This window comes from Sphingomonas sp. (assembly GCF_035714405.1).
In the GTDB taxonomy this organism is placed as follows: domain Bacteria; phylum Pseudomonadota; class Alphaproteobacteria; order Sphingomonadales; family Sphingomonadaceae; genus Sphingomonas.
The window spans coordinates 112404-132518 of sequence record NZ_DASTMA010000023.1; the positions used below are offsets into that span (position 1 = coordinate 112404).

Consider the following 20115-nt stretch of genomic DNA (forward strand, 5'->3'; position numbering starts at 1 on the left):
GCCGCCCGCGCGCCGAGGGCGGTTTGGCGAAGGTTAGCGAACCACCCCGCGATAGGAGAGCTGGCCGCCGGCGCCGGCGGCGATGCTCGCCAGCGTCCAGCGGAGATGAGTTGCGTCGGCGGGCCCGGCCGCGCGTGGCGTGCCATCGCTGTCCTTGACCTTGAGCGCCGGCAGGGGTGCGAAGCTGCGGCCGCCGTCGACGGAAGCCTCGACGCCCGCGGTGCCCTCGCCGGTCCAGGCGACGGCGGCGGGCACCGGGTTGGTGACGACGAACCGGGTCGCCGGCGTGGCGGCGGCGTTCTTGTAGCTGGTCTGGAACAGCAGCTTGTCGCCGGGGACGACGGTGCCGGGCGCCTTGAGCACCACCTGCTGGCGGCCGTCGACCATCTCGGTGCGCTCGACGCGGACGTTGCTCTGTAACGCGACTTGGTCGGCGGCGAGTGCCGGAGCGGCGGCGGCCAAAGCAATGGGTGCGAACAGGAAAAAGCGAATCATGGCGGATAACTCCTGGCGGATCAGTCGATGACGACGGTGAACTGGACGGTATGGTTCTGGCCGGCGGCCTGGGTGCCGAGGTTGGCGTCGATGCCGGTGGCCGAGGCGACGCCCGCATCGCTGTCGGCGCCGTCCGTCAGCGCGGTGCCGTTCAGCGTCAGCGTGCCTGGGCGATATTTGGTGCCGGTCGGGATCGTGTCGGTGACGCGCAGCCCGGCGACGCTGCCGCTGCCGCCGATCGCCGCCGCGATGCGATAGGTGACGAGGCTGCCCGGCACCGCCCGGCTGCCGCCGAACGGGTCGACCACGGTGGCCGACTTGACCAGCGTCACGGTGGCGCGGGTCAGCACGAACGCGCCGGCGGCGAGCGCGGTGGAGCGCGTCGCGCCCACCACGGCGTCGCCGCCGCCGGTGCCCTGCCCGGCAAAGGTGATGCCGGGGGCGCCGCTGCCCGTCAGCGCGGTCGCCGTCAGGCTGACCGCGCCGCGCTGGCCGTTGGCGGCGTCCGCCGGGACGGTGGAGATCACGAACACGGTGACCGCGTCATCCGGGTTCATCGCCGCGATGGTGCCGTCGGCGGCGATCACCTGATCGACGCCGGGCTCGTGGATGCCGTTGTTGTTGCTGTCGAGAACGATGCTGGTGACCGTCGGGTTGAACCCGTTGCCGCCGACCGTGCCGCTCGCGACCAGGCGGAAGCCCTCCGCGCCGTTCCCGGCGTTGGTGACCGTAAAGGTGCGGACCTGCCCGGTAGCACCGGCGCGGGTGCTGGCATCGCCTGAATCCTTGCCGGCGACGGCGACGTCCAGAACCTCGTCGACCTTGAACTCGACGGTGTTGGAGGTGATCGTCGTCGTCCCGGCGTTGCCGTCGAAGCTCGCGGACGCGGTGTTGCGAATGGTGGTGCCCGCCTGGGTTCCGGCCGCCATCGCCGGCGCCGCGCCGAGCGCCAGCGTGGGAACCAGGGCCAGGCCGAGTGCGCGGCGGAAGCGGGGCGGAGGAGAGGTCGGCTTGTGCATGGCCCCCCTTGGCGGGGTGTGCGGTTAACAACTCCTCGCCGCCCGGCGCCGATCATCCTAATGAATGACGCGCCTCGCTGAGGAGCCTCATCCTTTTAGTCGAAAAGCTCTTACCGGCTGCGGGACGGGCGGGGTGCGCGTCATCTATTCCGATTCGTGTCGCGCCGCGATAGGAAGGGGGATGTTGAGACGGATCCTCATCGCCGACGATCACCCCATGTGCGTCACGGCGCTGACGATGGCGGCGCACGCGATCGACCCGGCGCTGCTGGTCGACAAGGCAGGAACGCTGGCGGAGGCGGAGTTCTGCGCGCGCGCGGTCCCGCATGATCTGATCCTCCTCGATCTCGTGCTGCCCGACGTGCAGGGATTTGCCGGGCTGGTGCTGATGCGCGCGCTCGCCCCGGAGACGCCGGTCGCGATCGTCTCCTCGCGTGACGAGGAAACGGTGATCCGCCAGGCGATCGTGCTCGGCGCGCGCGGTTTCATGTCCAAATCCGCGCCGCTCGATCAGATGATCGCCGCAATCCGCGTGCTGCTCGGCGGCGGCCAATGGCTGCCCGGCGCGCTGCTCGCCAACCCGCCTGCCGACAATGCCGACGAAGCCGGCGGACGGGTCGGTTCATTGTCGGTGGCGCAGCTGCGTGTGCTCCGCGCCATTGCCGACGGGCGGCAGAACAAGCAGATCGCCTATGACCTGCAATTGGCGGAACCGACCGTCAAATCGCACCTGGCCGCGATCTTCCGCAAGCTAGGCGTCGCCAATCGTACCCAGGCCGTGCTCGCGCTGCGGGCGCTGGAGCCGGCGGAAAGCCACCACGGCTAAGCCGCGCGCGCGATCGCGGGCCGTTTCCATTCCTGCAGCGCCGCCTGCAGCTGCGCGAGCTGGACCGGTTTCGCGAGATGGCCCTGCATCCCGGCGAGCAGGCACGCCTCCACGTCGTCGCCAAAGGCGTTGGCGGTGAACGCCACGATCGGCAGCACCTCCGGCGCATAGCCGCTCGCGCGGATGCGCCGCGTCGCCTCCAGTCCGTCGACATGCGGCATCTGCATGTCCATCAACACCAGGGCGAAAGGATCGTCGGCCGATGCCATCACCGCCTTGATCGCCTCTGCGCCGTCGCCGGCGATGGTGACGCGGCAGCCGAGCCGTTCGAGCATGGCGCCGGTCAGCATCTGATTGATCTCGTGATCTTCCGCGAGCAGCACCCGCGGACCGCTGGGCGCGATGGCCGGAGCCGGCTCGGCGAGCGTCTTCCGCTTGGGACTGGCGTCCATTTCGGCAATCCGCAGCGGCAATCGCAGGAAGAAGCTGGTGCCCTTGCCCTGAACGCTTTCCACGCGCAGCTCGCCACCCAGCAGCCGCGCGAGTTTACCGCTGATCGTCAGACCGAGCCCGGTGCCGCCATATTGGCGCGCGATCGACACGTCTGCTTGAACGAACTGTTCGAAGATCCGCGCCTGATGATCGGGCGGCATGCCGATACCGGTATCGCGGACCTCGACCTCGAGCCGACCGTCATCGGTCACGCGCAAGTGGACGCCGACCGATCCTTCGGACGTGAACTTGACCGCGTTTCCGAGCAGATTGAGCATGATCTGCCGAAAGCGCAGATCGTCGCCCATGATGAATTCCGGCACGGCATCCGCGCGTTCCCAGTCGAGTTCGAGCCGCTTGCGGGTCGCGAGCGGCACCATCAGCTGCAGACAGCTGCGCACCGAGTGGCACACGTCCATCGGCTCGGAGGCGACCATCATATGGCCCGCCTCGATCTTGGACAGGTCGAGGATGTCGTTGAGCAGCCGCATCATCGCCCGGCCCGACTCCGCGATCATGCGCATGTAGCGGCGCTGTTCGGCATCGAGGTTGCTGGTCAGCAGCAGTTCGGTGAAGCCGATCACGCCGTTCATGGGTGTGCGAATCTCGTGGCTCATATTGGCCAGGAAGTCCGACTTGGCCTGGGCGGCGACCTGCGCTTCATCGCGCGCGGCGGCAAGTTCGAGCTCCAGCGCCTTGCGCTCGGTGATGTCGCGGATTGAAACGATCACTTCCTGCGGGCTGCCACCGCCGTCGCGCACCAATCCGCAATTCGCCTCCAGCCAGCACCAGGTCCCGGGACGATCCGGGCGCCGCGAACGATAGGTGAGTACCGCTCGGTCGAGTTCGCCAGTGCACAGCCGCCGCCATGTCGCCTTCATTTCAGCGACGTCTTCGGGGTGGAAGCGATCCTTGGTATAATGGCCGACAAGCTGCTCGGGTTCGACGCCGATGACTTCGCCCGCCGACGGCGAGGCGTAGAAGCAGGCGCCGTCGAGCGCAATTCGCAGAACGGCGTCGGTCGCGTTGGCGGCGAGCAGCTTCAGCTGAAACTCGCTTTGCTCCAGCCGAACCTCTGCCAGCTTGCGCTCAGTGATGTCGATGAAGATGCCGATATAGCCGTCCAGTGTACCATTGGGACCCAGCAACGGCGCGGTGCTGGTATGGATGTGGCGGATCGACCCGTCGCGATGGCGGAACGCAAGGTCGGCGTTGGTGCTGCCCCGGGCGGCAACGACCCTTGGCCAGTCGTGCGCGACCCACGTGCGGTCCTCCGGCACCAGCGCGTCCAGCCAGCCGTCACCCAGCACCTCGGTTTCGGTCTTGCCCGTCAGGGTCAGGAAGTGCTCGTTCACATAGGTGAGCGCACCACGCTGATCGATCAGGTACAGACCCACCGGCGCGTGGTTGGCGAGGGTCTGGAAGCGACGTTCGCTGTCCCGCAGCGCGACCTGGGACTGGTGGCTTTCGGTCACGTCGCGGATGTTGCCGATCGTGCCCTCGAAGCGGCCGTCGGCGCTCCACAACGCGCGCGCCGACGCCTCCACGTAGCGGTGGTCGCCGTCGGCTGTACGCAGCCGCTGGCGCAGCACCGCTTCCGACACCTCGCCTGTGACGATCCGCGCAAAGACTTCGCTGACCGCGCGGCGCTCGTCGCGCTGCAGCAGGGCGGTAGCGCGCCGGCCGAGGCTGGCGGCGACGGTGTGACCGGTCAACTGCTCCCAGGCGGGGTTGAGGAAAATCCAGCGACCTTCCGCATCGGTGCGAAAGATCACCTCGCGCATGTTCTGCAGCATGGTCTCTTTGAAGTCGCGGCGGCGGTTCAACTCCGCCTGCGTCCGCGCGAGCCCGGCCAGCAGCGCGCAAACCGGAAGCCCCATGGCAAAGCAGGTGAGGAAGAAGACCTGAAGGATGATTGCCTTCGCCTGCAGGTCGGCCACGACGATCGCAACCGGCCCGTGACCGGCAGCGGTGGCGACCGTGCCGATCAGCATGACGCCGGCGATGAGCAAGGCCGTGCCGCGTGTGCCCAGGCAAAAGGCGGTGACGACGATGACCGGTCCGACCAGGAACAGCAACGTATAGCCCGGCTGTGCGAAGACCGCGGTCGTGGCGGCTAGGCCAGCCATCAGCACCGCCGCCGTCTGCCAGGGCCCGGGACCGCCCTCGGCGCTATCGCGCGCCGAGTCGACGAGCGCGATCACCATGGGTGTCCCGATGAGCAGCCCCAGCGAACCGGTGATCGACCAAGCGATCCAGATCGCGAGCCAGTCGCTGCTGCCGGTGACCGCCAGCAGCAACGCCGCTAGCCCACCCGACAGCAGCGGCGCGGGCAGGGCTCCCGTCGTCGAGAAGCGCAGCAGATCACCGATATCGGTCAGATCCACCGTCGAACGGCGGCGCGTCAGCAGAAAAAAGGCGAAGCCGACCTCGGCCATGTTGATGAGGCTGAAAACGATGCTGCGTAAAGCTCGCACGTCGTGCGCGAAACCGACCGCGAGGTTGGCGACAAAGCAGGCACAGACCAGCGACCAGCGCCGCTCCGCGGGCGCGCGCAGCAACATGCCCAACAACACCCCGTTGGCCAGCCAGACCGGCGCGATCCCCTCAGAATCCGACGCGAGCGTGAGCCCCAACCAGGCAAGTGCCGCGAACAATCCCGCGGTTAGCACAGCGGCCGCGACGTGATCGGAACGAGTGGGACGCGAAGGCATCAGCGGGTTTCCTGGCGAGGTCGTTGCGACTTCATCGCCGGATAAGGTAAAGAGGCGATTAACCGTTCGGGGGGTTGCCAATGGCGAACGGGGGTGGTTGCGCCCGCTCATGGTCCTCGACGCGTTGCCCGACCTGGAAGCTCTGCTTGGCCGCGAGCAGCGCGACATGCTGTTGCGGCTGGGGGTGACCCACGGCGAGCGAGCACGCGTGGCGATTGCCGAGGCGTTCGTCCGCGGCGACGTCCGAGGCGTGAAGAGCGAGGCGCACGCGCTGCGCGGCGCGGTGGCGCCGTTCGGCGTGGGCGATCTGGTCGCGTCGCTGGCGAAAGCCGAGAAGGGCGACATGGTAGCGCGCGAGGTGGATGCGGCGATCGCGTCCTTTGTCGCTGGGTGCCGGGCAGCGCTGGACGCCTAGTGGTTCGCCCGCGGGGTCTGGATCTAGCGCGTGCCGCGGGCGAGCGCCCGTTCAACAGGCGTGAAGCCGGCCGCCGCCGGCACGTCCGTCGCGAAAAAGGCGACGCCGGTGCCCGCCTTCTGATCGATCCACAGCCCTGAGCGCAGCCCATAGGCATCGCCGCCGTGACCGAACCGTGGCCGCCCGTCGCCGAACGGATCGTCATCGCACCCCCGCGTCGCGAGGAAGGTCACGGCAAGCCCGTAGCGGCAGTAGAAACCTTCGCTGGTATTGCCGTTCTTGCCGTCGAACGTCCAGAGCGGCCGCTCGAGCAGCGAAAAGCTCCGCCGACTGAGCAGGCGTAGTCCGTCCACCTCGCCGCGCCCGAGCAGGAAACGGCCGACACGCGCGAGCCCGCGCGCCGAGATGCGCAAGCCCCCCTGCGGCGAGAACAGCGCGCCGTTCGCGCCCGCTCGCCACGTCGCGAGATCGCAGGTGCCGTCGCGCGCGCGCGTCACCGGGCAGCCGGCGATCTCCGCCGGCGTGTCCTTGGTCGGTTTGCCGTCGCGGTAGATGATCAAGGCGCGAGCCTTGGCCTGCGCGGTGCAGCTCGCCCAGTTGAAGCAGGCCTCGAGTTTCAGCGGCGCCAGCACCAAACGCTGCATCAGCCGGTCGAACCGTTCACCCGTCGCGCGTTCCAAGACGGCGGCGATCACCGGGAAGTTGAGGTTGGCATAGCGGAAGAAGGCGCCGGGCGCGTGCTCGGCATCCCAAGCTTTGCTATTCGCCAGGGCCGTCCGCATCTCGACGTCGAGCGGCAGCACATAGTCGACGCCGTCGGTGATGCTCGACCGATGTGACAGCAGCAGCCGGAGCGTGACCGGGCGCTCCGGAAAAGCGGGGTTGCGCATTCGCCAGCCGAGCAGTGTCGACACGTCCGCGTCGAGGTCGAGCCGGCGTTGTTCGGCGAGGCGCAGGACGCCGATGGCGACGACCAATTTCGAGATCGACGCGACGCGGACGGGATCGTCGGCCGTGACGGCGCGGCCGCTCTCCCTGTCGGCAAGACCCGACACGCTGGCCGCCGTCTCGCCGCGCCGGTCGAACGTCACGCGCACGGCCGCGACCGGCGAAGCGGCGGCGAGGAGAAAGGCGATCAGCATCTATCACCTCCGTTACCCTGAACTTGTTTCAGGGCCCATGCGAGACGATCAACGTCAGGAGAAACGTCGAGGTCCTCGCATGGATGCTGAAACAAGCTCAGCATGACGAGGGGTTAGAACCGCACTTCCGTCGAGATTGTGAACGACCGCCCCCGGGGATCGGCGACACGCGGCTCCCACGAGCTGCCGGCGCCGGTGTTCGAGTCATAGGTGATCGCGAACGGCGGATCCTGGTTCAGCACGTTGCGGATGCCCAGCGCGATCTGGAACTGCGGCGCGATGCGGTACGCCGCCGACAGGTTGTACAGCGTGTAGCTGCTGACCTGCGGGTTGAAGTTCGGGCGCGTCGCCGACGCCGGCAGGGCGTTGTTCTTGTACCCGTCGCGATAGATTTGTGACGCGCTGAGCGTCACATTGTCGTTCGACCAAGTGATGAAAGCGTTGTGCTTCCACTTGAGCGCGAGATCGCCGGCATAGGTGAAGACCCCGAGCAGGCTGGGGCCGAAGGGCTGCGAGGGCAGGAACTTCTCGCGCTTCTTGAGCAGGCGTGTGCCGTCCAGCCCGGCGGTCAACGCGCCGCCCGCGAAGTCGACGCCGCCGCGCAGCATGATCTCCAGCCCCTGCGTGCGCCGCGACCCGATATTGTCGGCGCGCAGGTCAAGCCCCGTGATGATGCCGTTGGTGCGCGCCACCCGGTCGGGAAAGAAGCTGATGTTGGACAGCAGCTGGTCGAGGGTCAGCGCACCGATCGTGTTGTCGACCGCGATGCTCCAGAAATCCACGGACGCGCTGAAGCGCCGGGTCGGCTGGAAAACGACGCCGCCGCTGAACTGCTCGGACGTCTCCGGTCCCAGGTTCAAATTGCCGCCGGTCAGCGTGTCGGGCGTGATCGCCGCGCAGCCGGGCGTGACGTTGACGACACCGCCGGCTGGGCAGGTGGTCGGGTCGGCGCGGCTGTTGCCCGGGTTGGGCGAGATCAGCGTCCCGTTGAAGATCTGGTTGAAGGTCGGCACCCGGAAGCCGGTATTGTATGAGCCGCGGAACATCAGCCACTCGACCGGCCTGAACTTCGCCGTCACCTTCGGGTTCGTAGTGGTGCCGAAGCCGGTATATTCGTCGATGCGCCCGGCGGCGGTGATCTCCAGCTCGTTGAAGATCGGGATCGAGATCTCGCCATAGGCAGCCTTCACGTCGCGGCTCTTCGGCGTCAGCGCGTTGACGTTGTCGAACGCGGCGTTGAAGATATCGGGCTGATCGAGTGCTGCCGCCGACGAACCGTTGAAGCTGTACGTCTCGCGCCGGTAATCGACGCCGACCGCGATCTGCACCGCGCCGCCGGGCAGGTCGAACAGACGCCCGGCGATCGAGCCGTCGAACTGCTTCACCTCGTACTTGCCGCCATACAGCGTCACGCCGCGCGCCGACACCGCCTCCAATCCCGCGATCGCCGCGGGCGTCTGCGTCACGGAAAAGGGATTGAGGATGCCGCTGTTGAACAGGCCGACGATACCGGGCGCGCTGGCGCCGGGGGCGGTCGGCGCGCGCGGATCGCGCTGCCCCGCCAGCGTCGCGCCGGTGCCGGACGCGACGGCGGCGCCGTTGGTCGCGAACACGCCGCGGTAGTGAAAGCCGCTGCCGAGCACCGACGAGGACTGGCTCTTCGCGTAGGACGCGCCGACGCGATAGTCGAAGCTGCCGACCAGCGGCCCTTCGGCGCCGATCGCGCCGCGCAGCGTCTCGGTGGAGGTGGTGTATTCGCGTACGCCGCAGTCGATGCAACGATAGCGGAAGGCGATCGGCTTGCCATAGTTGGCCGCGATCGAAGGGAATTGCGCCGCGATCCGTCCGTATACGTCGTTGTAGGTCGCCGCGGTCAGCGCGTTGAGCGGATAGGCGATCGGCAGCGACGTGTTGTTGGCGGAATACTGGTTCTCAGAGAAGCGCTTGGCGGAGTCGGCGTCGGAACCGGTGAATTCGGCGAAGAGCTGGTGCTTGCCCAGGTTGGCGGTGCCGCGCGCATAATAGGTCAGCGTCTCGATCGGCTGCTGCAGCGTCGCGGCACGGCCGGTGTCGTAGGCGCAGGCGAAGCGCGCGCCCGGGATGTTCCACAGCGCCTCGTCATAGGCGAAGCTGCCCGCCACCGACTCGCAACCCGCGCCGCCCGGCAGGTCGAGAATGTTGATGCCGCCGTCCGCGCGGACGGTGCCGCCGGGAAAGACGAGGCCGGGCAGGAAGGTGCCGCCGGCGGCCGCGTTGTTCGCGGGCGCGCCGAGCAGCGTGCCGGTTTGCGTGATGCCGACGCTGGCCGCGGTGGGGTTGATCGGGAACGCCGTCGCCACCGGTGTGCCGCGCGTATCCGCCGACAGGCCGCGCAGCGGCTGGTTGGTGTTGACGAAGTCGCGGTTCTTACCGAACAACACGCCGTTCCAGCTCTTCGAAACCGCCCCCATGATGTTGAAGCCCTGCGTCGCCAGATCGCCATAGCCGGCAGTGGCGGATAGGCGATAGATCGGCGCGTCACCCTGTTGGGTCTGGTCGGTGAAGCCCTGCAGCGACAGGCCCTCGAAGTCCTTCTTGGTGATGAAGTTGATGACGCCGCCGATCGCGTCGGTGCCATAGATCGCGGACGCGCCGTCCTTCAGCACCTCGACCCGGTCGATCGCCGCGAAGGGGATCTGGTTGACGTCGACCGCCGAGCCGGTGAGGCCGTGCGCAGCGACGCGGCGGCCGTTCAACAGCACCAGCGTCGAGGCGGAGCCCTGGCCCCGCAGGTTCGCGGCCGACAGGCCGTTGGTGCCGCGCTGCGCGCCGCTGGTGACGTCCGAGTTCGCCGCGAGATTGTCGGCGCCGTTGCCGTTGGTCGACAGGAAGGAGATCAGCTGTTCGGGGCTGTTGATGCCCTCGCGCGCCAGGTCCTGAGTAGTGACGATCTGCAGCGGCAGCGCCGAATTGTTCGGGTCCTGCTTGATCCGCGAGCCGGTGACCAGCACCTCGCGCGTGTCGTCATTGCTGTTGCCGTTCTGCGCATCATTGGCCTGCAGGTCGGCGCCATCGGTCGGCGTCTCGGCACCCGTGGGGGTGGTTCCCGGCGGCGTGGTCTGCGCCTGCGGCACCTGCGCCAGCGCAGTACCCGGCAGCAAGGCCGCTACCGCCACGCCAGTCAGCCACATGCGCGCGATCGTCTTCGTCTTCATAAATCCCCCGAGCCTCGCCCGCCCTCCCGGCGGCGTTTGTGCAAGTAAGCAACAAATCTGTAGCGATGCGCCAGCGGAATTTGTCCGCTCGAGAAAAAGCGTGTGAATGTGTGGCTTTAGCGCGGCACTTGCCGTCGATCCGGGCCAGCCGATTGACCGTCTGGCCAAGTCTCGCCCACCATGCTGCCGATGAACGCCACCGCCACCCCGCGCTTTCGCCAGTTCGCGCTATGGGTGATGCTCGGCTTCTCGGCGGGGCTGCCCTTCTACCTCTTCTCGACCGTGCTGGCGCTCAGGCTGGCGGACCACGGCGTCGGGCTGGTGGTGATCGGCTTCTTCGCCTGGGTGACGCTGCTGCCGACCTTCAAGTTCCTGTGGGCGCCGCTGGTGGACCGCTACGCGGTGCCGGGCTTTGCGCGCTATTGGGGCAAGCGGCGCGGGTGGATCATGCTCGCTCAACTCGGCATCGCGGCATCGCTGGTGGCGCTGGCGGTGACCAGCGCCGACCGCAGCCTGCCGCTGACCGCCTTGTTCGCGGTCCAGCTCGCCTTCTGGACGACGACGCTGGAGGTCGCGACCGACGCCTGGCGGATCGAGCTCGCGCCGACGCCGGAGACGCAGGGACCGATCGTGGCCGCAAACCTGTGGGGTTACCGATCGGCGCTGGTCGGGGCCGGGAGCGTGACGCTGATCCTGGCCGACTGGAGCGGTTGGACGGCGGCGTACCTCGCCATTGCCGCCCTCGCGGTCGCGCCCTTCCCGGTGTTAGCCGCGATGCCACGAGGGCCCGAAGGTGAGGGCGGGCGCGCCGCGGCCTTGACCAAGGGCGTGCTGGCGACTGCGGTCATCATCGCCACGTTGATCCTGGTGACGGCGGTGGTCGGCGCAGTGCTGCTCCACCTCGCCAGCCAAGCGGGCATCGACGCACGGACCAACGTCACGCCGGTGGTGCTCGGCATCTGCCTGCTGCCCTTTATCCTCCTAGCGGTGGCATTACCGCGTATCCGACGGGCCCGGGCCGACGATCGGCTGCGCGCCTCGCCCGCGATCGGCCCCTATGTCGATGTCTTCTGGCGGTTCGGCTATGCCGCGCTCGCGATCCTGCTGTTCGTGTCGCTGTACCGGATGGGTGACGTTCTGGCGCTCACCCTGGCCAAGCCGCTGGTCAAGTCGCTCGGCTATTCGTTGACCGCGATCGGACTGGCCGACGGCGTCGTCGCGCTGGCGGCGAGCATCGCCGGCGTGGCATTGGCAGGGTGGCTGGTAATGCGCGTCGCCTTGCCCTGGGCGCTGGCGGCGGGGGCAGTGGCGGCGGCGCTCGGCAATTGGGGGCTGGTCTGGCTTGCGCATCAGCCGGTCGGCACGGCGGCGCTGTACCTGGCGACGGGCGCCGACCAGTTCGGCAACGGCATGGCGGGCGCGGTGTTCGTCGTTTATCTCTCCATGTTGGTGAACCCGCGCTATCCAGGCGCGCAATATGCGCTGTTGTCGGGCTTCGCCTTCCTGCTGCCGAGGCTGCTGGCGGGCGCGTCGGGCGCGATGCAGGCGCGGATCGGCTTTGTTGGCTTCTTCTGGCTCGCCGGCGGTTTGAGCCTGGCGGCGCTGCTCGTGCTGCCCTTCGTCGCGCGGGCGCGGGCGCGCGAGGACGACCGGTGATCGAGGCGGCCTTTGCGCCCGCGCTGGCAGCGGTCGAGCGCGGCGGGGTTCCCGGCGCGACGCTGGGCATAGTCACCGCCGACGGCCGGCGCCATGTCCGCGTCGCAGGTTGGGCGGCGCTCGAGCCGATGCGCGAGCCGCTGACGGAGTCACATTGGTTCGACCTCGCCTCGCTGACCAAGCCGATCGCCACCGCGACGATGGTGCTGACGCTGGCCGCGCAGGGCCGGCTCGATCTGGACGCGCCGCTGGCGGACGCGATCCCCGACCTGCGCCAGTACGACATGGCTGCACCCGAGCGGCGGCTGACCTTTCGCCAAGGCCTCGCCCACGCCACCCACCTGCCCGCCGTGGAGCCGATCTATACCTATGGCGACGATCCCGCCCGCCTGCGCGCCTTCATCCTGCAGCGGGCATGGCGGGCCGGGCCGCCGGTCTATTCCGACCTCAACTACATGCTGCTCGGCATCGCGGTCGAGCGGCTGACCGGCGCCGGCCTCGACGCGTGGCCGCTCGGAGGGGGCCTGAGCTTCGGTCCGCCCCCCGGCCCCGTCGTGGCGACCGAACGATGCACATGGCGCGGTCGTGTGCTCAAGGGCGAGGTGCATGACGAAAACGCCTTCGCGCTTGGGGGTGCGGCGGGCCATGCCGGGCTGTTCGGCACGGTCACCGGCGTGCTCGACTGGGCGCAGCGCCTGCTCAACGGGGGCGTACCGATGTCGATAGTCGAGGCGATGCGGGCACCGGTCCGAGGCGAACGCACCTGTGGGTGGGAGCGGCGCTTCGACGGCTGGCACGGTGGCGATGCCTGCTCGGCGGCGACGATCGGCCACACCGGCTTCACCGGCACCGGGCTGTGGATCGACTTCGATCGCGACTTGGCCTGGACGCTGCTCACCAACCGGGTTCATCCGACCCGCCACGGCGCCGACGCGATCTTTGCCTTGCGCCCGGCGGTCGGCGAGGCGGTGATCGCCGCCTTGGGTTAGTTCGCTGCCGCGATCCGCTCCAGCGCCGCGTCCACTGCCCGGGTCGCTCCGGCATCGTCCGGCACGTCATTGGCATAGGCCGCGAACACCAACGTCCGCCCGCTCTTGGCCCGGATATAGCCGGCGAGCGCGTTGGTGGCGTTGAGCGTCCCCGTCTTCGCCGCGATCCTGCCGGCGAGCGGACCCGTCAGGAAGCGGCGGCGCAACGTCCCCTCGCCAGACACCGGCAGCGTCGCCCGCCACCTGACGCCCCAGGGTTGCGCCGCCGCCCAGCGCAGGAACGCGACCGTGCCGCGCGGCGACACCCGGTTGTAGTTTGACATGCCGGAGCCGTCGGCGAAGTCATACGCGGTCCGGGGAACTCCCGCCTTGCTCAGCATCGCCCGCACGACCGCCTGCCCGTCGGCGATAGAGCCGGTGCCGCGCACCCGTCCGACGCGGCGCAGCAGCAACTCGGCATAGACGTTCTGGCTAACCTTATTGGTCATCGTGGCCGTATCGAGCAGCGGCGGCGGTGACAGTCGGGCGAGCGCTGCCAGTTCCGGTGGCCGCGCCGCCGGCAGGCTGCCCCGGCGCACCGGATTGTCGCCCGCATCGAGCGGCCGGTGCCGCGCCTGCACCGTGCCGGCGACGCGCACCCCGCGCGCGACGAGCAGCCGCCGCAAGTGCCAAGCCGCGAAATGCGCCGGATCGTCGACGCCGAGCTTCTGCACCCGCGCCGCCGCCACCGTGCCCGTCAGCCGCACCACATCGCCACCCGGCGCGCGCTCATAGTCGAGCGCGGTCACCGCGCCGTTCACCACGCGATTGTCGAAGCGGTAGTAGCCGTCGCCCGCCACCATCGGCGGCTTGCCCGGTGTCACCGTCACCTGCGCCTCGTTGCCGTCGATCGTCAGCGCCGAAATGCCGGTCCCCGATGCCGTCGGCATGTTGTTCCAGCTCATCCCCGGCGACCAGCGTTCGTCGGGGAACCAGCTATCGTCGCCGATCACGTCGCCAACCGTTCCGGTTCGCGCCGCCACCGCATCGGCCAAGGTGGCGAGGCAATCGACCGCGCAATCGGCAGCACTCGACAACCGCGCATCGCCACGGCCGGTCAGCACCACGTCGGGCGGCCGGCCGGGCCTCGGATCGAGCCGCACCGAAGCGCCCGTCGCCGTATCGGGCGCATCCACGTCGAGGCCGCTGTCGAACAGGGCGGCCGTGGTGAACAGCTTGGTATTCGACGCTGGCACGAAGCGCTGGTCCGGCAACAACGCCACGATCTCGCGCCCGTCCTCCGTCGCCACCACCAGCCCGAAACGGGTGCCGGGACTGGCCGTCGCGAGATCGGCCGCGATCTGTTGCTCCAACCCGGCGGGCGCGGCGGCGATCAGCAGCAGTGGCGCCAACCAGCGGATCATGCGCAACTTCCCTGTCGCGGCGTGCGCGGCAGGGCGCGGCCGGCGGCGGCACCGGTCAGCCGCCCGTCCTCCACCGCCACAACGCCGTTAACCAGAACGGCTCGCACCCCTGCGGCGGGCAGCGTCGGCTGCGCATAGGTGGCGCGGGCGGCGTAGCGCGCGGGATCGAACACGACCAGGTCGGCGAAGGCTCCGGTCCGCAGCCGCCCCCGCCCGGCCAGCCCAAAGGTATCCGCCGTCAACGTCGTGCTCCGCGCCACGAACTGTCGCGGCGTTAGCACCCCAGCCCGGACGTACATCGCCCATTTCCGCGCGAAGCTGCCATAGACGCGCGGATGCCCGATCGAGGCGTCGGACCCGGTCATCACCCACGGCTCGCGCATGAACGCGCGAATGTCGCGCTCGCTCTGGTTGAATGAGGCGACCGCCGGATCGGCGCGGCGGATCACGGCAATCGCAGCGTCGACCGGATCGCCCGTACCCGCCAGCTGCGCCAGCCTCCGCCCTGCGTCAGGGCCGTCGGTGACGAGCAGCGCCATGGCTCCCCCGCGCCGGCGCAGGTTCTCCGCCATTGCCGTCCGCAGCCGCGCCGCCGCCGCTGGATCGTCAAGCCGCCGCAGCAGCGCCGCGCGGCCGCCGTCCTGCGCCCAGCCGGGCACCAGTGCCGCCACCAGGCTGGTGCCGCTCGCGTTCCACGGATACTGGTCCGCCGTTACCCCCTGCCCTCGCGCCCGGGCGGCGCGCACGGCGGCGATCACCGCGCCGCTCTGCCCCTCCACATCGACCCCCAACGCCTTGATGTGGCTGATGTTGACCGGCAGCCCCGCGTCGCGCCCGACCGCGATCGCCTCCGCCACGGCGGCCTGCAGCCCGATCGTGTAGCTCGATTCGTCGCGGATGTGGCTGTCATAGATGCCGCCACGCGCCGCGACCTCGCGGGCGAGCGCCACCACCTCGTCTGTCCGCGCGAAGCTTTGCGGCGCATAGAACAGCCCGGTCGACAGCCCCATCGCCCCGTCGCACATCGCGCGCGCCACCAGGCCCTGCATCCGGCGGAGTTCGCCCGCGTCCGGCGCGCGTGCCGCCGCGCCGATCACCGCCTGGCGCACGGAGCCGAACCCGACATAGGCGGCGAAGTTGATCCCCACCGGCCGCCCGCGCCGCAGCGCCTGTGCGAGGTCGACCGCGCCGCCGCCGTCATTGCCGATGAAGGCGGTGGTCACGCCCTGGAGCAGGAACGCGGGCACCAGCCGTTCGCGCGCGTCGTCCGACGCCAGCGCCTCGCCCATATGCGTGTGCGGGTCGATGAAGCCTGGCGCGACGATCATGCCGCGCGCGTCGATCACGCGCTTCGCGGCGTGGGCTAGCCGCTTGCCGGTGGTGAGGATGCGGTCACCCTTCACCGCCACGTCGCCGGTGAAGGGCGCGTCGGTGCCGGGATAGACCGTGCCGCCACGCACCAGCAGGTCCGCGATCGGCGGCGCCGGCGCGGCGCCCAGCAGCAGGAGGGGGAGGAGCCTTTTCACGGCCGCAGCGTCGCGCCCGTCGCGCTGGCGGTCAAGCGCCGCCGCTGGCAAGACGCGCCTATGCCCCCCAGCTTCTACACCCAGCCCGTGCTCGATCTGGCCCGGGCGCTGATCGGCTGTACGCTGAGCATCGACGGCGTCGGCGGCATCATCGTCGAGACGGAGGCCTACCACGCCGCCGACCCCGCCTCGCACAGCTTCGCCGGGCCGACGGTGCGCAACCGCGCGATGTGGGGTCCGGCCGGGCGCACATACATTTATCGCATCTATGGCATGCACTGGTGCCTCAACATCGTCGGTGGCGAGGAGCCCGGCGCCGCGGTGCTGCTGCGCGCACTGGAACCGACGCACGGACTCGCTGCCATGCAGGCGCGGCGCGGGATCGAGGATGCCAAGGCCTTGTGCAGCGGTCCGGGCAAGCTTTGCCAGGCGCTCGCCGTCTCTGCGGACCTGGACGGCCACTCGCTCGACGTAGCACCTTTTTCGTTGTCGCCGCGCGGAGCCGAACCCGGACTCGTCACCGGCCCGCGCATCGGTATCACCAAGGCCGCTGCCGAACCCTGGCGCTTCGGCCTCGCTGGCTCGCGCTTCCTCAGCCGGCGCTTCCCCGACTGATTTGGCGCTGTCCTACACGCGCGTCGCAGGTTAGCCCGTCGCCCATGTCCCCGCACCCGTCTCCTCCTGACCTTGCTATCAGCCCGGCCGAAAGCGCCGCGGATGATGTGCGATGCCGGCAACTTCGACAACTTCGGGGGCAATCGCGGCGGTGAGGATCGCCACCTACAACGTCAACGGCGTCAACGGCCGGCTGCCGGTGCTGCTGCGCTGGCTGGCGGAGACCAGGCCAGACATCGTCTGCCTGCAGGAGCTGAAGGCGCCGTCCGAGAAGTTCCCCGCCCAGGCGATCGCCGACGCGGGTTACGAGGCGATCTGGCACGGGCAGAAGAGCTGGAACGGCGTCGCCATCCTCAGCCGCGTCGGCACACCGGTGGAGACGCGGCGCGGGCTCCCGGACGATCCCGATCCGTCGCAGAGCCGCTATTTGGAGGCGGCGGTGGCGGGCGTGCTGGTCGGCGGGCTGTATCTGCCCAACGGCAACCCGCGGCCCGGCCCCAAGTTCGATTACAAGCTCGCCTGGTTCGACGCGTTCATCGCCCATGCCGCCGAGCTGCTGGCGAGCGGCGCACCGGTGATCTTGGCGGGCGACTATAACGTCATGCCGACCGAGCTCGACGTCTATAAGCCGGAGCGGTGGACCGACGACGCGCTGTTCGCGCCGGAGGTGCGCGCGCGCTACGCGTCACTGCGGGCACAGGGCTGGACCGACGCGCTGCGCCACCTGCATCCGGGCGAGACGATCTATACCTTCTTCGACTATTTCCGGAACGCCTATGCGCGCAACGCGGGCTTGCGCATCGACCATCTGCTGCTCAGTCCTGCGCTTGCCGGACGTTTGACGGGAGCGGGGGTCGATCGGGAGGCGCGCGGCTGGGACAAGACCAGCGACCACGCGCCGACCTGGATCGAACTCAGCGAGCAGGCGCCTCGAACCCGGTCAGCTTCAGGCTCTCGCCCGTCACGCGCAGCCAAACCAGCATGACGGCCGCATAGGCGGACAGCCCGGCCGCGAGCGCCGCGAGATCGCCAAGCGGCCGGGCGAGCAGCACCGCGCCCACGCTAAGGGCGGCGGCGAGGAACGGCCCCGCCGGATGCGCCAGCGGCACCGTCACCGCAAAGCGCCGCCGCAAGGTCCAGGCCCGCATCGCCGCGCGTACCAGATAGCCGGCGAGCACCGCCAGCGCCGCGCCCGTGATGCCGAGCACCGGCAGCAGCAGCAGCGCGGTGCCGGCTCCCACCGCGATCCCGACCGCCGTCTGGGCCAGGCCTACGCGCGGGTTGAGATAGACGAACAGCAGGTCGGCCGTCCCGAACGCCGCCTGCACCGCCTCCGCCGCCGCCAGCAGCACCAGCGCTGCCCAGGCGGCGGCGAACCCAGGCCCGAACAGGTCGAGCAGCGGCGCGCCGACCGTGAACAGCGCCAGCACCACTGGCAGCTGGATCGCCAGCACCAGCCGCGCCGCCGAGGCGAGCGCCGCGCCCGCCGCAGCGCTGCCCCGCACCGCGACGGTGCGCGCGACCAGCGGCACCAGCAGCCCGTCGAAGCTCTGCCGGATCTGCCGCACCGGCGTGCACAGCTGCTGCGCCATGCTGTAGATACCCGCCCAGCGCGTCCCCAGCACCAGGCCTACGACATACAGGTCGAGCCGGGCATAGACGCCGGCGAGCAGGTCGGTGGCGGTGTTGGGCGCGAGCGAGCGCGCCAGCCGCAGCAGCCGCCGCCGCTCCGGCCAATAGCCCGCGAGCCCGCCGCCGCCGAAGCTCCGCTGGATGCCGAGCAGCGCATAGGCGTTGACCGTCAGGTTCCCCGCCCAATAGCCCGCGATCAGCGCCCAGCCGGGCACGCCCGCCGCCCAGCCGGCGGCGGCTACCGCCAGCTGCGTATACGGCTCGACGATGCTGCGCCCAACCACCTCGTAGCGGATCGCACCCCGCCAGCGGCTGGCGGCGAGCAGCACGTCGACCAGCGTCTGCCCGGCGATCATCGGCGCCAGCCAGAACAGCGCCGCGCCCGCGCCGGTCCGGGGCAGGCCGCCCACCACCAGCGCGGTGACGGTCATGATCGCCAGCGCCAGCACGCTGCTGGCGGTCAGCACCAGCACGGCCGCGTCCGCGACGACGTGCAGGGGCGGGCGGCGCTCTTCGCCCTTGCTCTCGTTGGCGTCGAGCCACTGGAAGAGCAGCTTCTTCAACGACAGGCCAGCAAGGCCGACCCCGCTCTCGACCACCGCGACGCCCAGGCTGTACGCTCCGAACGCAGCCGCGCCGAACAGCCAGCCGGCCATCAGCAGGAAGCCCAGCCGCGCGCCCATCTTGACCACGAATCCCGCGCCGGTCGCCAGCGCGCCGCGCAGGACCAGTCGATGCGCGTCCGGCTCGGTGCCGCCCGTCACGCCGCCAGCGCCTCGCGATAGACCGCGACATTCGCCGCTGCGAAGGCCCGCCACGACAGGGCCGCCGCTCGCGCGAGCCCCTTGTCGCGCAGGTCCATGGCCAACGCCGGCTCATCGGCGATCCTCCGCAGCTGCGTCGCGAACCTCGCCGGTGCGTGCGGGTCCGCGAGCAGCGCCGCGCCTCCGGTCACTTCCGGCATCGCCGACACGTCGCTCGTCACGACCGGGCACCCGCACGCCATCGCCTCGGCCAGCGGATTGCCGAAGCCCTCGTAAAAGGAGGGATGGCAAAGCGCGAGCGCATGACCGTAGAGCGCGATCAGTGCCTCCCGCGAAACCGCGCCTAGGACATGCACCCGCTCCTCAATCCCCAGCGCCACCGCGCGGGCTTGCAGCGCGGCGGCGCCCGCGCCCTGCCGCTGAACGAACAGGTGGTCGATGTCGCCACGATCGCCAAACGCAAGCGCGAATGCTTCCAGCGCCGCAAGGTGGTTCTTGTACGGAGCGGCCTGTCCCACGGTCAGCACATAGCGGCGGCCGTGCGGCGTTTCGCTGCCAGCGACCGGCGGCCGGAATGCGGTGTCCACTCCGGACAGCGTCACCCGCGTCCGCTCCGCCGCGTCGGCGTCGAGCGTTGCGATCTCCTCGCGCGTCGCGGCGCTGACCGTCGCGATCCGGGTCGATCGCCGCAGCGCCCGCCGGATGCCATGGGCGTAGAAGGCGCGGTCGATCTTCCCCCGCACCCCGGGCTTCGCCGCCCAATCCGGGTGCTTAAGCCACATCACGTCATGCACGGTGGTGACGCTGCGCATGGCGAGCCTCGCCGGCAGGATGTTGGCGGTGGCATGGAACAGATCGACGCCGGAGAGATCGGTGGCCCGCGACAGCCACCACATCGTCGCAGGCCCATTGGCGGCGGCGCGCACCAACCGCTCGGCTACGTTCGGAGCAACGGATAGCGGATCGGCCGCATCCGGATGCTTCAGCAACAGGAAGTCGAGATCGGGTGCCAGCGCGGGCGCATGCTCGACCAGTGCCCGCACCACCTCGCCGATCCCGCTCGGCCGGCGGCGGACATAGCGCGCGTCGATGCAGATCAGCGGTCGCGCCAACGATGGAACCCTCCAGCGGGGCCCGTCCGGTCCGCGCACAGCCGCGTAGCCCCGGCCGAAGACCGTGGGCAAGGGGCCGCCACGCTTTGGCCGCGATTGGGGCTCGTCTTCGCCCAGCCGC

Annotated in this window: 15 protein-coding genes; 6 read left to right on the forward strand and 9 right to left on the reverse strand. The window is 69.7% G+C overall.

The window, feature by feature from the left end; all coding sequences use genetic code 11:
• Nucleotides 1-33: 33 nt before the first annotated feature.
• Both VFQ64_RS14055 and VFQ64_RS14060 read right to left on the reverse strand, forming a co-directional pair.
• A complete protein-coding gene (locus VFQ64_RS14055; protein ID WP_325103968.1) occupies nucleotides 34-495 on the reverse strand; it encodes a hypothetical protein in 462 nt (153 codons plus the stop codon).
• Nucleotides 496-515: 20 nt separating this feature from the next.
• Complete coding sequence (locus tag VFQ64_RS14060; RefSeq protein WP_325103969.1) at nucleotides 516-1514, reverse strand: hypothetical protein; 999 nt, start codon at nucleotides 1512-1514, stop codon at nucleotides 516-518.
• Between the two features lie 181 nt (nucleotides 1515-1695).
• Between VFQ64_RS14060 and VFQ64_RS14065 the strand changes: the two genes are divergently transcribed.
• Complete coding sequence (locus VFQ64_RS14065) at nucleotides 1696-2340, forward strand: response regulator transcription factor (protein WP_325103970.1); 645 nt, start codon at nucleotides 1696-1698, stop codon at nucleotides 2338-2340.
• On the opposite strand, the gene VFQ64_RS14070 is transcribed toward VFQ64_RS14065, so the two are convergent.
• Nucleotides 2337-5546, reverse strand: a complete 3210-nt coding sequence (locus VFQ64_RS14070; protein WP_325103971.1) for a PAS domain S-box protein — start codon at nucleotides 5544-5546, stop codon at nucleotides 2337-2339. The two genes, VFQ64_RS14065 and VFQ64_RS14070, sit on opposite strands and share 4 nt — an antisense overlap.
• 109 nt (nucleotides 5547-5655) lie before the next feature.
• On the opposite strand from VFQ64_RS14070, the gene VFQ64_RS14075 reads away from it, so the two are divergent.
• The gene (locus VFQ64_RS14075) at nucleotides 5656-5961 is read left to right on the forward strand and encodes a hypothetical protein (protein WP_325103972.1); all 306 of its coding nucleotides are present in this window, start codon (nucleotides 5656-5658) and stop codon (nucleotides 5959-5961) included.
• Nucleotides 5962-5984: 23 nt separating this feature from the next.
• Here VFQ64_RS14075 and VFQ64_RS14080 read toward each other — a convergent pair whose 3' ends face one another.
• Together VFQ64_RS14080 and VFQ64_RS14085 are read right to left on the reverse strand one after the other, a co-directional pair.
• Entirely contained in the window at nucleotides 5985-7103 is a 1119-nt protein-coding gene (locus tag VFQ64_RS14080) for a serine hydrolase domain-containing protein (protein WP_325103973.1), read from the reverse strand.
• Nucleotides 7104-7216: 113 nt separating this feature from the next.
• A complete protein-coding gene (locus tag VFQ64_RS14085) occupies nucleotides 7217-10297 on the reverse strand; it encodes a TonB-dependent receptor domain-containing protein (protein WP_325103974.1) in 3081 nt (1026 codons plus the stop codon).
• Nucleotides 10298-10486: 189 nt separating this feature from the next.
• Between VFQ64_RS14085 and VFQ64_RS14090 the strand changes: the two genes are divergently transcribed.
• Nucleotides 10487-11953 (forward strand): permease, encoded by a 1467-nt coding sequence (locus VFQ64_RS14090; RefSeq protein WP_325103975.1) that lies wholly within the window; start codon nucleotides 10487-10489, stop codon nucleotides 11951-11953.
• The gene (locus VFQ64_RS14095) at nucleotides 11950-12942 is read left to right on the forward strand and encodes a serine hydrolase (RefSeq protein ID WP_325103976.1); all 993 of its coding nucleotides are present in this window, start codon (nucleotides 11950-11952) and stop codon (nucleotides 12940-12942) included. The genes VFQ64_RS14090 and VFQ64_RS14095 overlap by 4 nt, the downstream gene beginning before the upstream one ends.
• On the opposite strand, the gene dacB is transcribed toward VFQ64_RS14095, so the two are convergent.
• Together dacB and VFQ64_RS14105 are read right to left on the reverse strand one after the other, a co-directional pair.
• Complete coding sequence (dacB, locus tag VFQ64_RS14100; protein ID WP_325103977.1) at nucleotides 12939-14345, reverse strand: D-alanyl-D-alanine carboxypeptidase/D-alanyl-D-alanine endopeptidase; 1407 nt, start codon at nucleotides 14343-14345, stop codon at nucleotides 12939-12941. The genes VFQ64_RS14095 and dacB overlap by 4 nt on opposite strands.
• Nucleotides 14342-15871, reverse strand: coding sequence for an N-acyl-D-amino-acid deacylase family protein (locus VFQ64_RS14105; RefSeq protein WP_325103978.1), 1530 nt, complete (start codon nucleotides 15869-15871; stop codon nucleotides 14342-14344). The genes dacB and VFQ64_RS14105 overlap by 4 nt, the downstream gene beginning before the upstream one ends.
• A gap of 60 nt (nucleotides 15872-15931) precedes the next feature.
• Here VFQ64_RS14105 and VFQ64_RS14110 point away from each other — a divergent pair, with 60 nt between their 5' ends.
• Both VFQ64_RS14110 and VFQ64_RS14115 read left to right on the forward strand, forming a co-directional pair.
• Nucleotides 15932-16486: a DNA-3-methyladenine glycosylase gene (locus tag VFQ64_RS14110; protein WP_325103979.1), complete on the forward strand. Its 555-nt coding sequence runs from the start codon at nucleotides 15932-15934 to the stop codon at nucleotides 16484-16486.
• A 151-nt stretch (nucleotides 16487-16637) separates the two neighbouring features.
• Entirely contained in the window at nucleotides 16638-17471 is an 834-nt protein-coding gene (locus VFQ64_RS14115) for an exodeoxyribonuclease III (RefSeq protein ID WP_325103980.1), read from the forward strand.
• Here the strand turns inward: VFQ64_RS14115 and VFQ64_RS14120 are convergent.
• Together VFQ64_RS14120 and VFQ64_RS14125 are read right to left on the reverse strand one after the other, a co-directional pair.
• Nucleotides 17401-18882, reverse strand: a complete 1482-nt coding sequence (locus tag VFQ64_RS14120) for a lipopolysaccharide biosynthesis protein (RefSeq protein ID WP_325103981.1) — start codon at nucleotides 18880-18882, stop codon at nucleotides 17401-17403. The genes VFQ64_RS14115 and VFQ64_RS14120 overlap by 71 nt on opposite strands.
• Complete coding sequence (locus VFQ64_RS14125; protein WP_325103982.1) at nucleotides 18879-19994, reverse strand: glycosyltransferase family 1 protein; 1116 nt, start codon at nucleotides 19992-19994, stop codon at nucleotides 18879-18881. Before VFQ64_RS14125 ends, VFQ64_RS14120 begins: the two co-directional genes overlap by 4 nt.
• Nucleotides 19995-20115 lie beyond the last annotated feature (121 nt).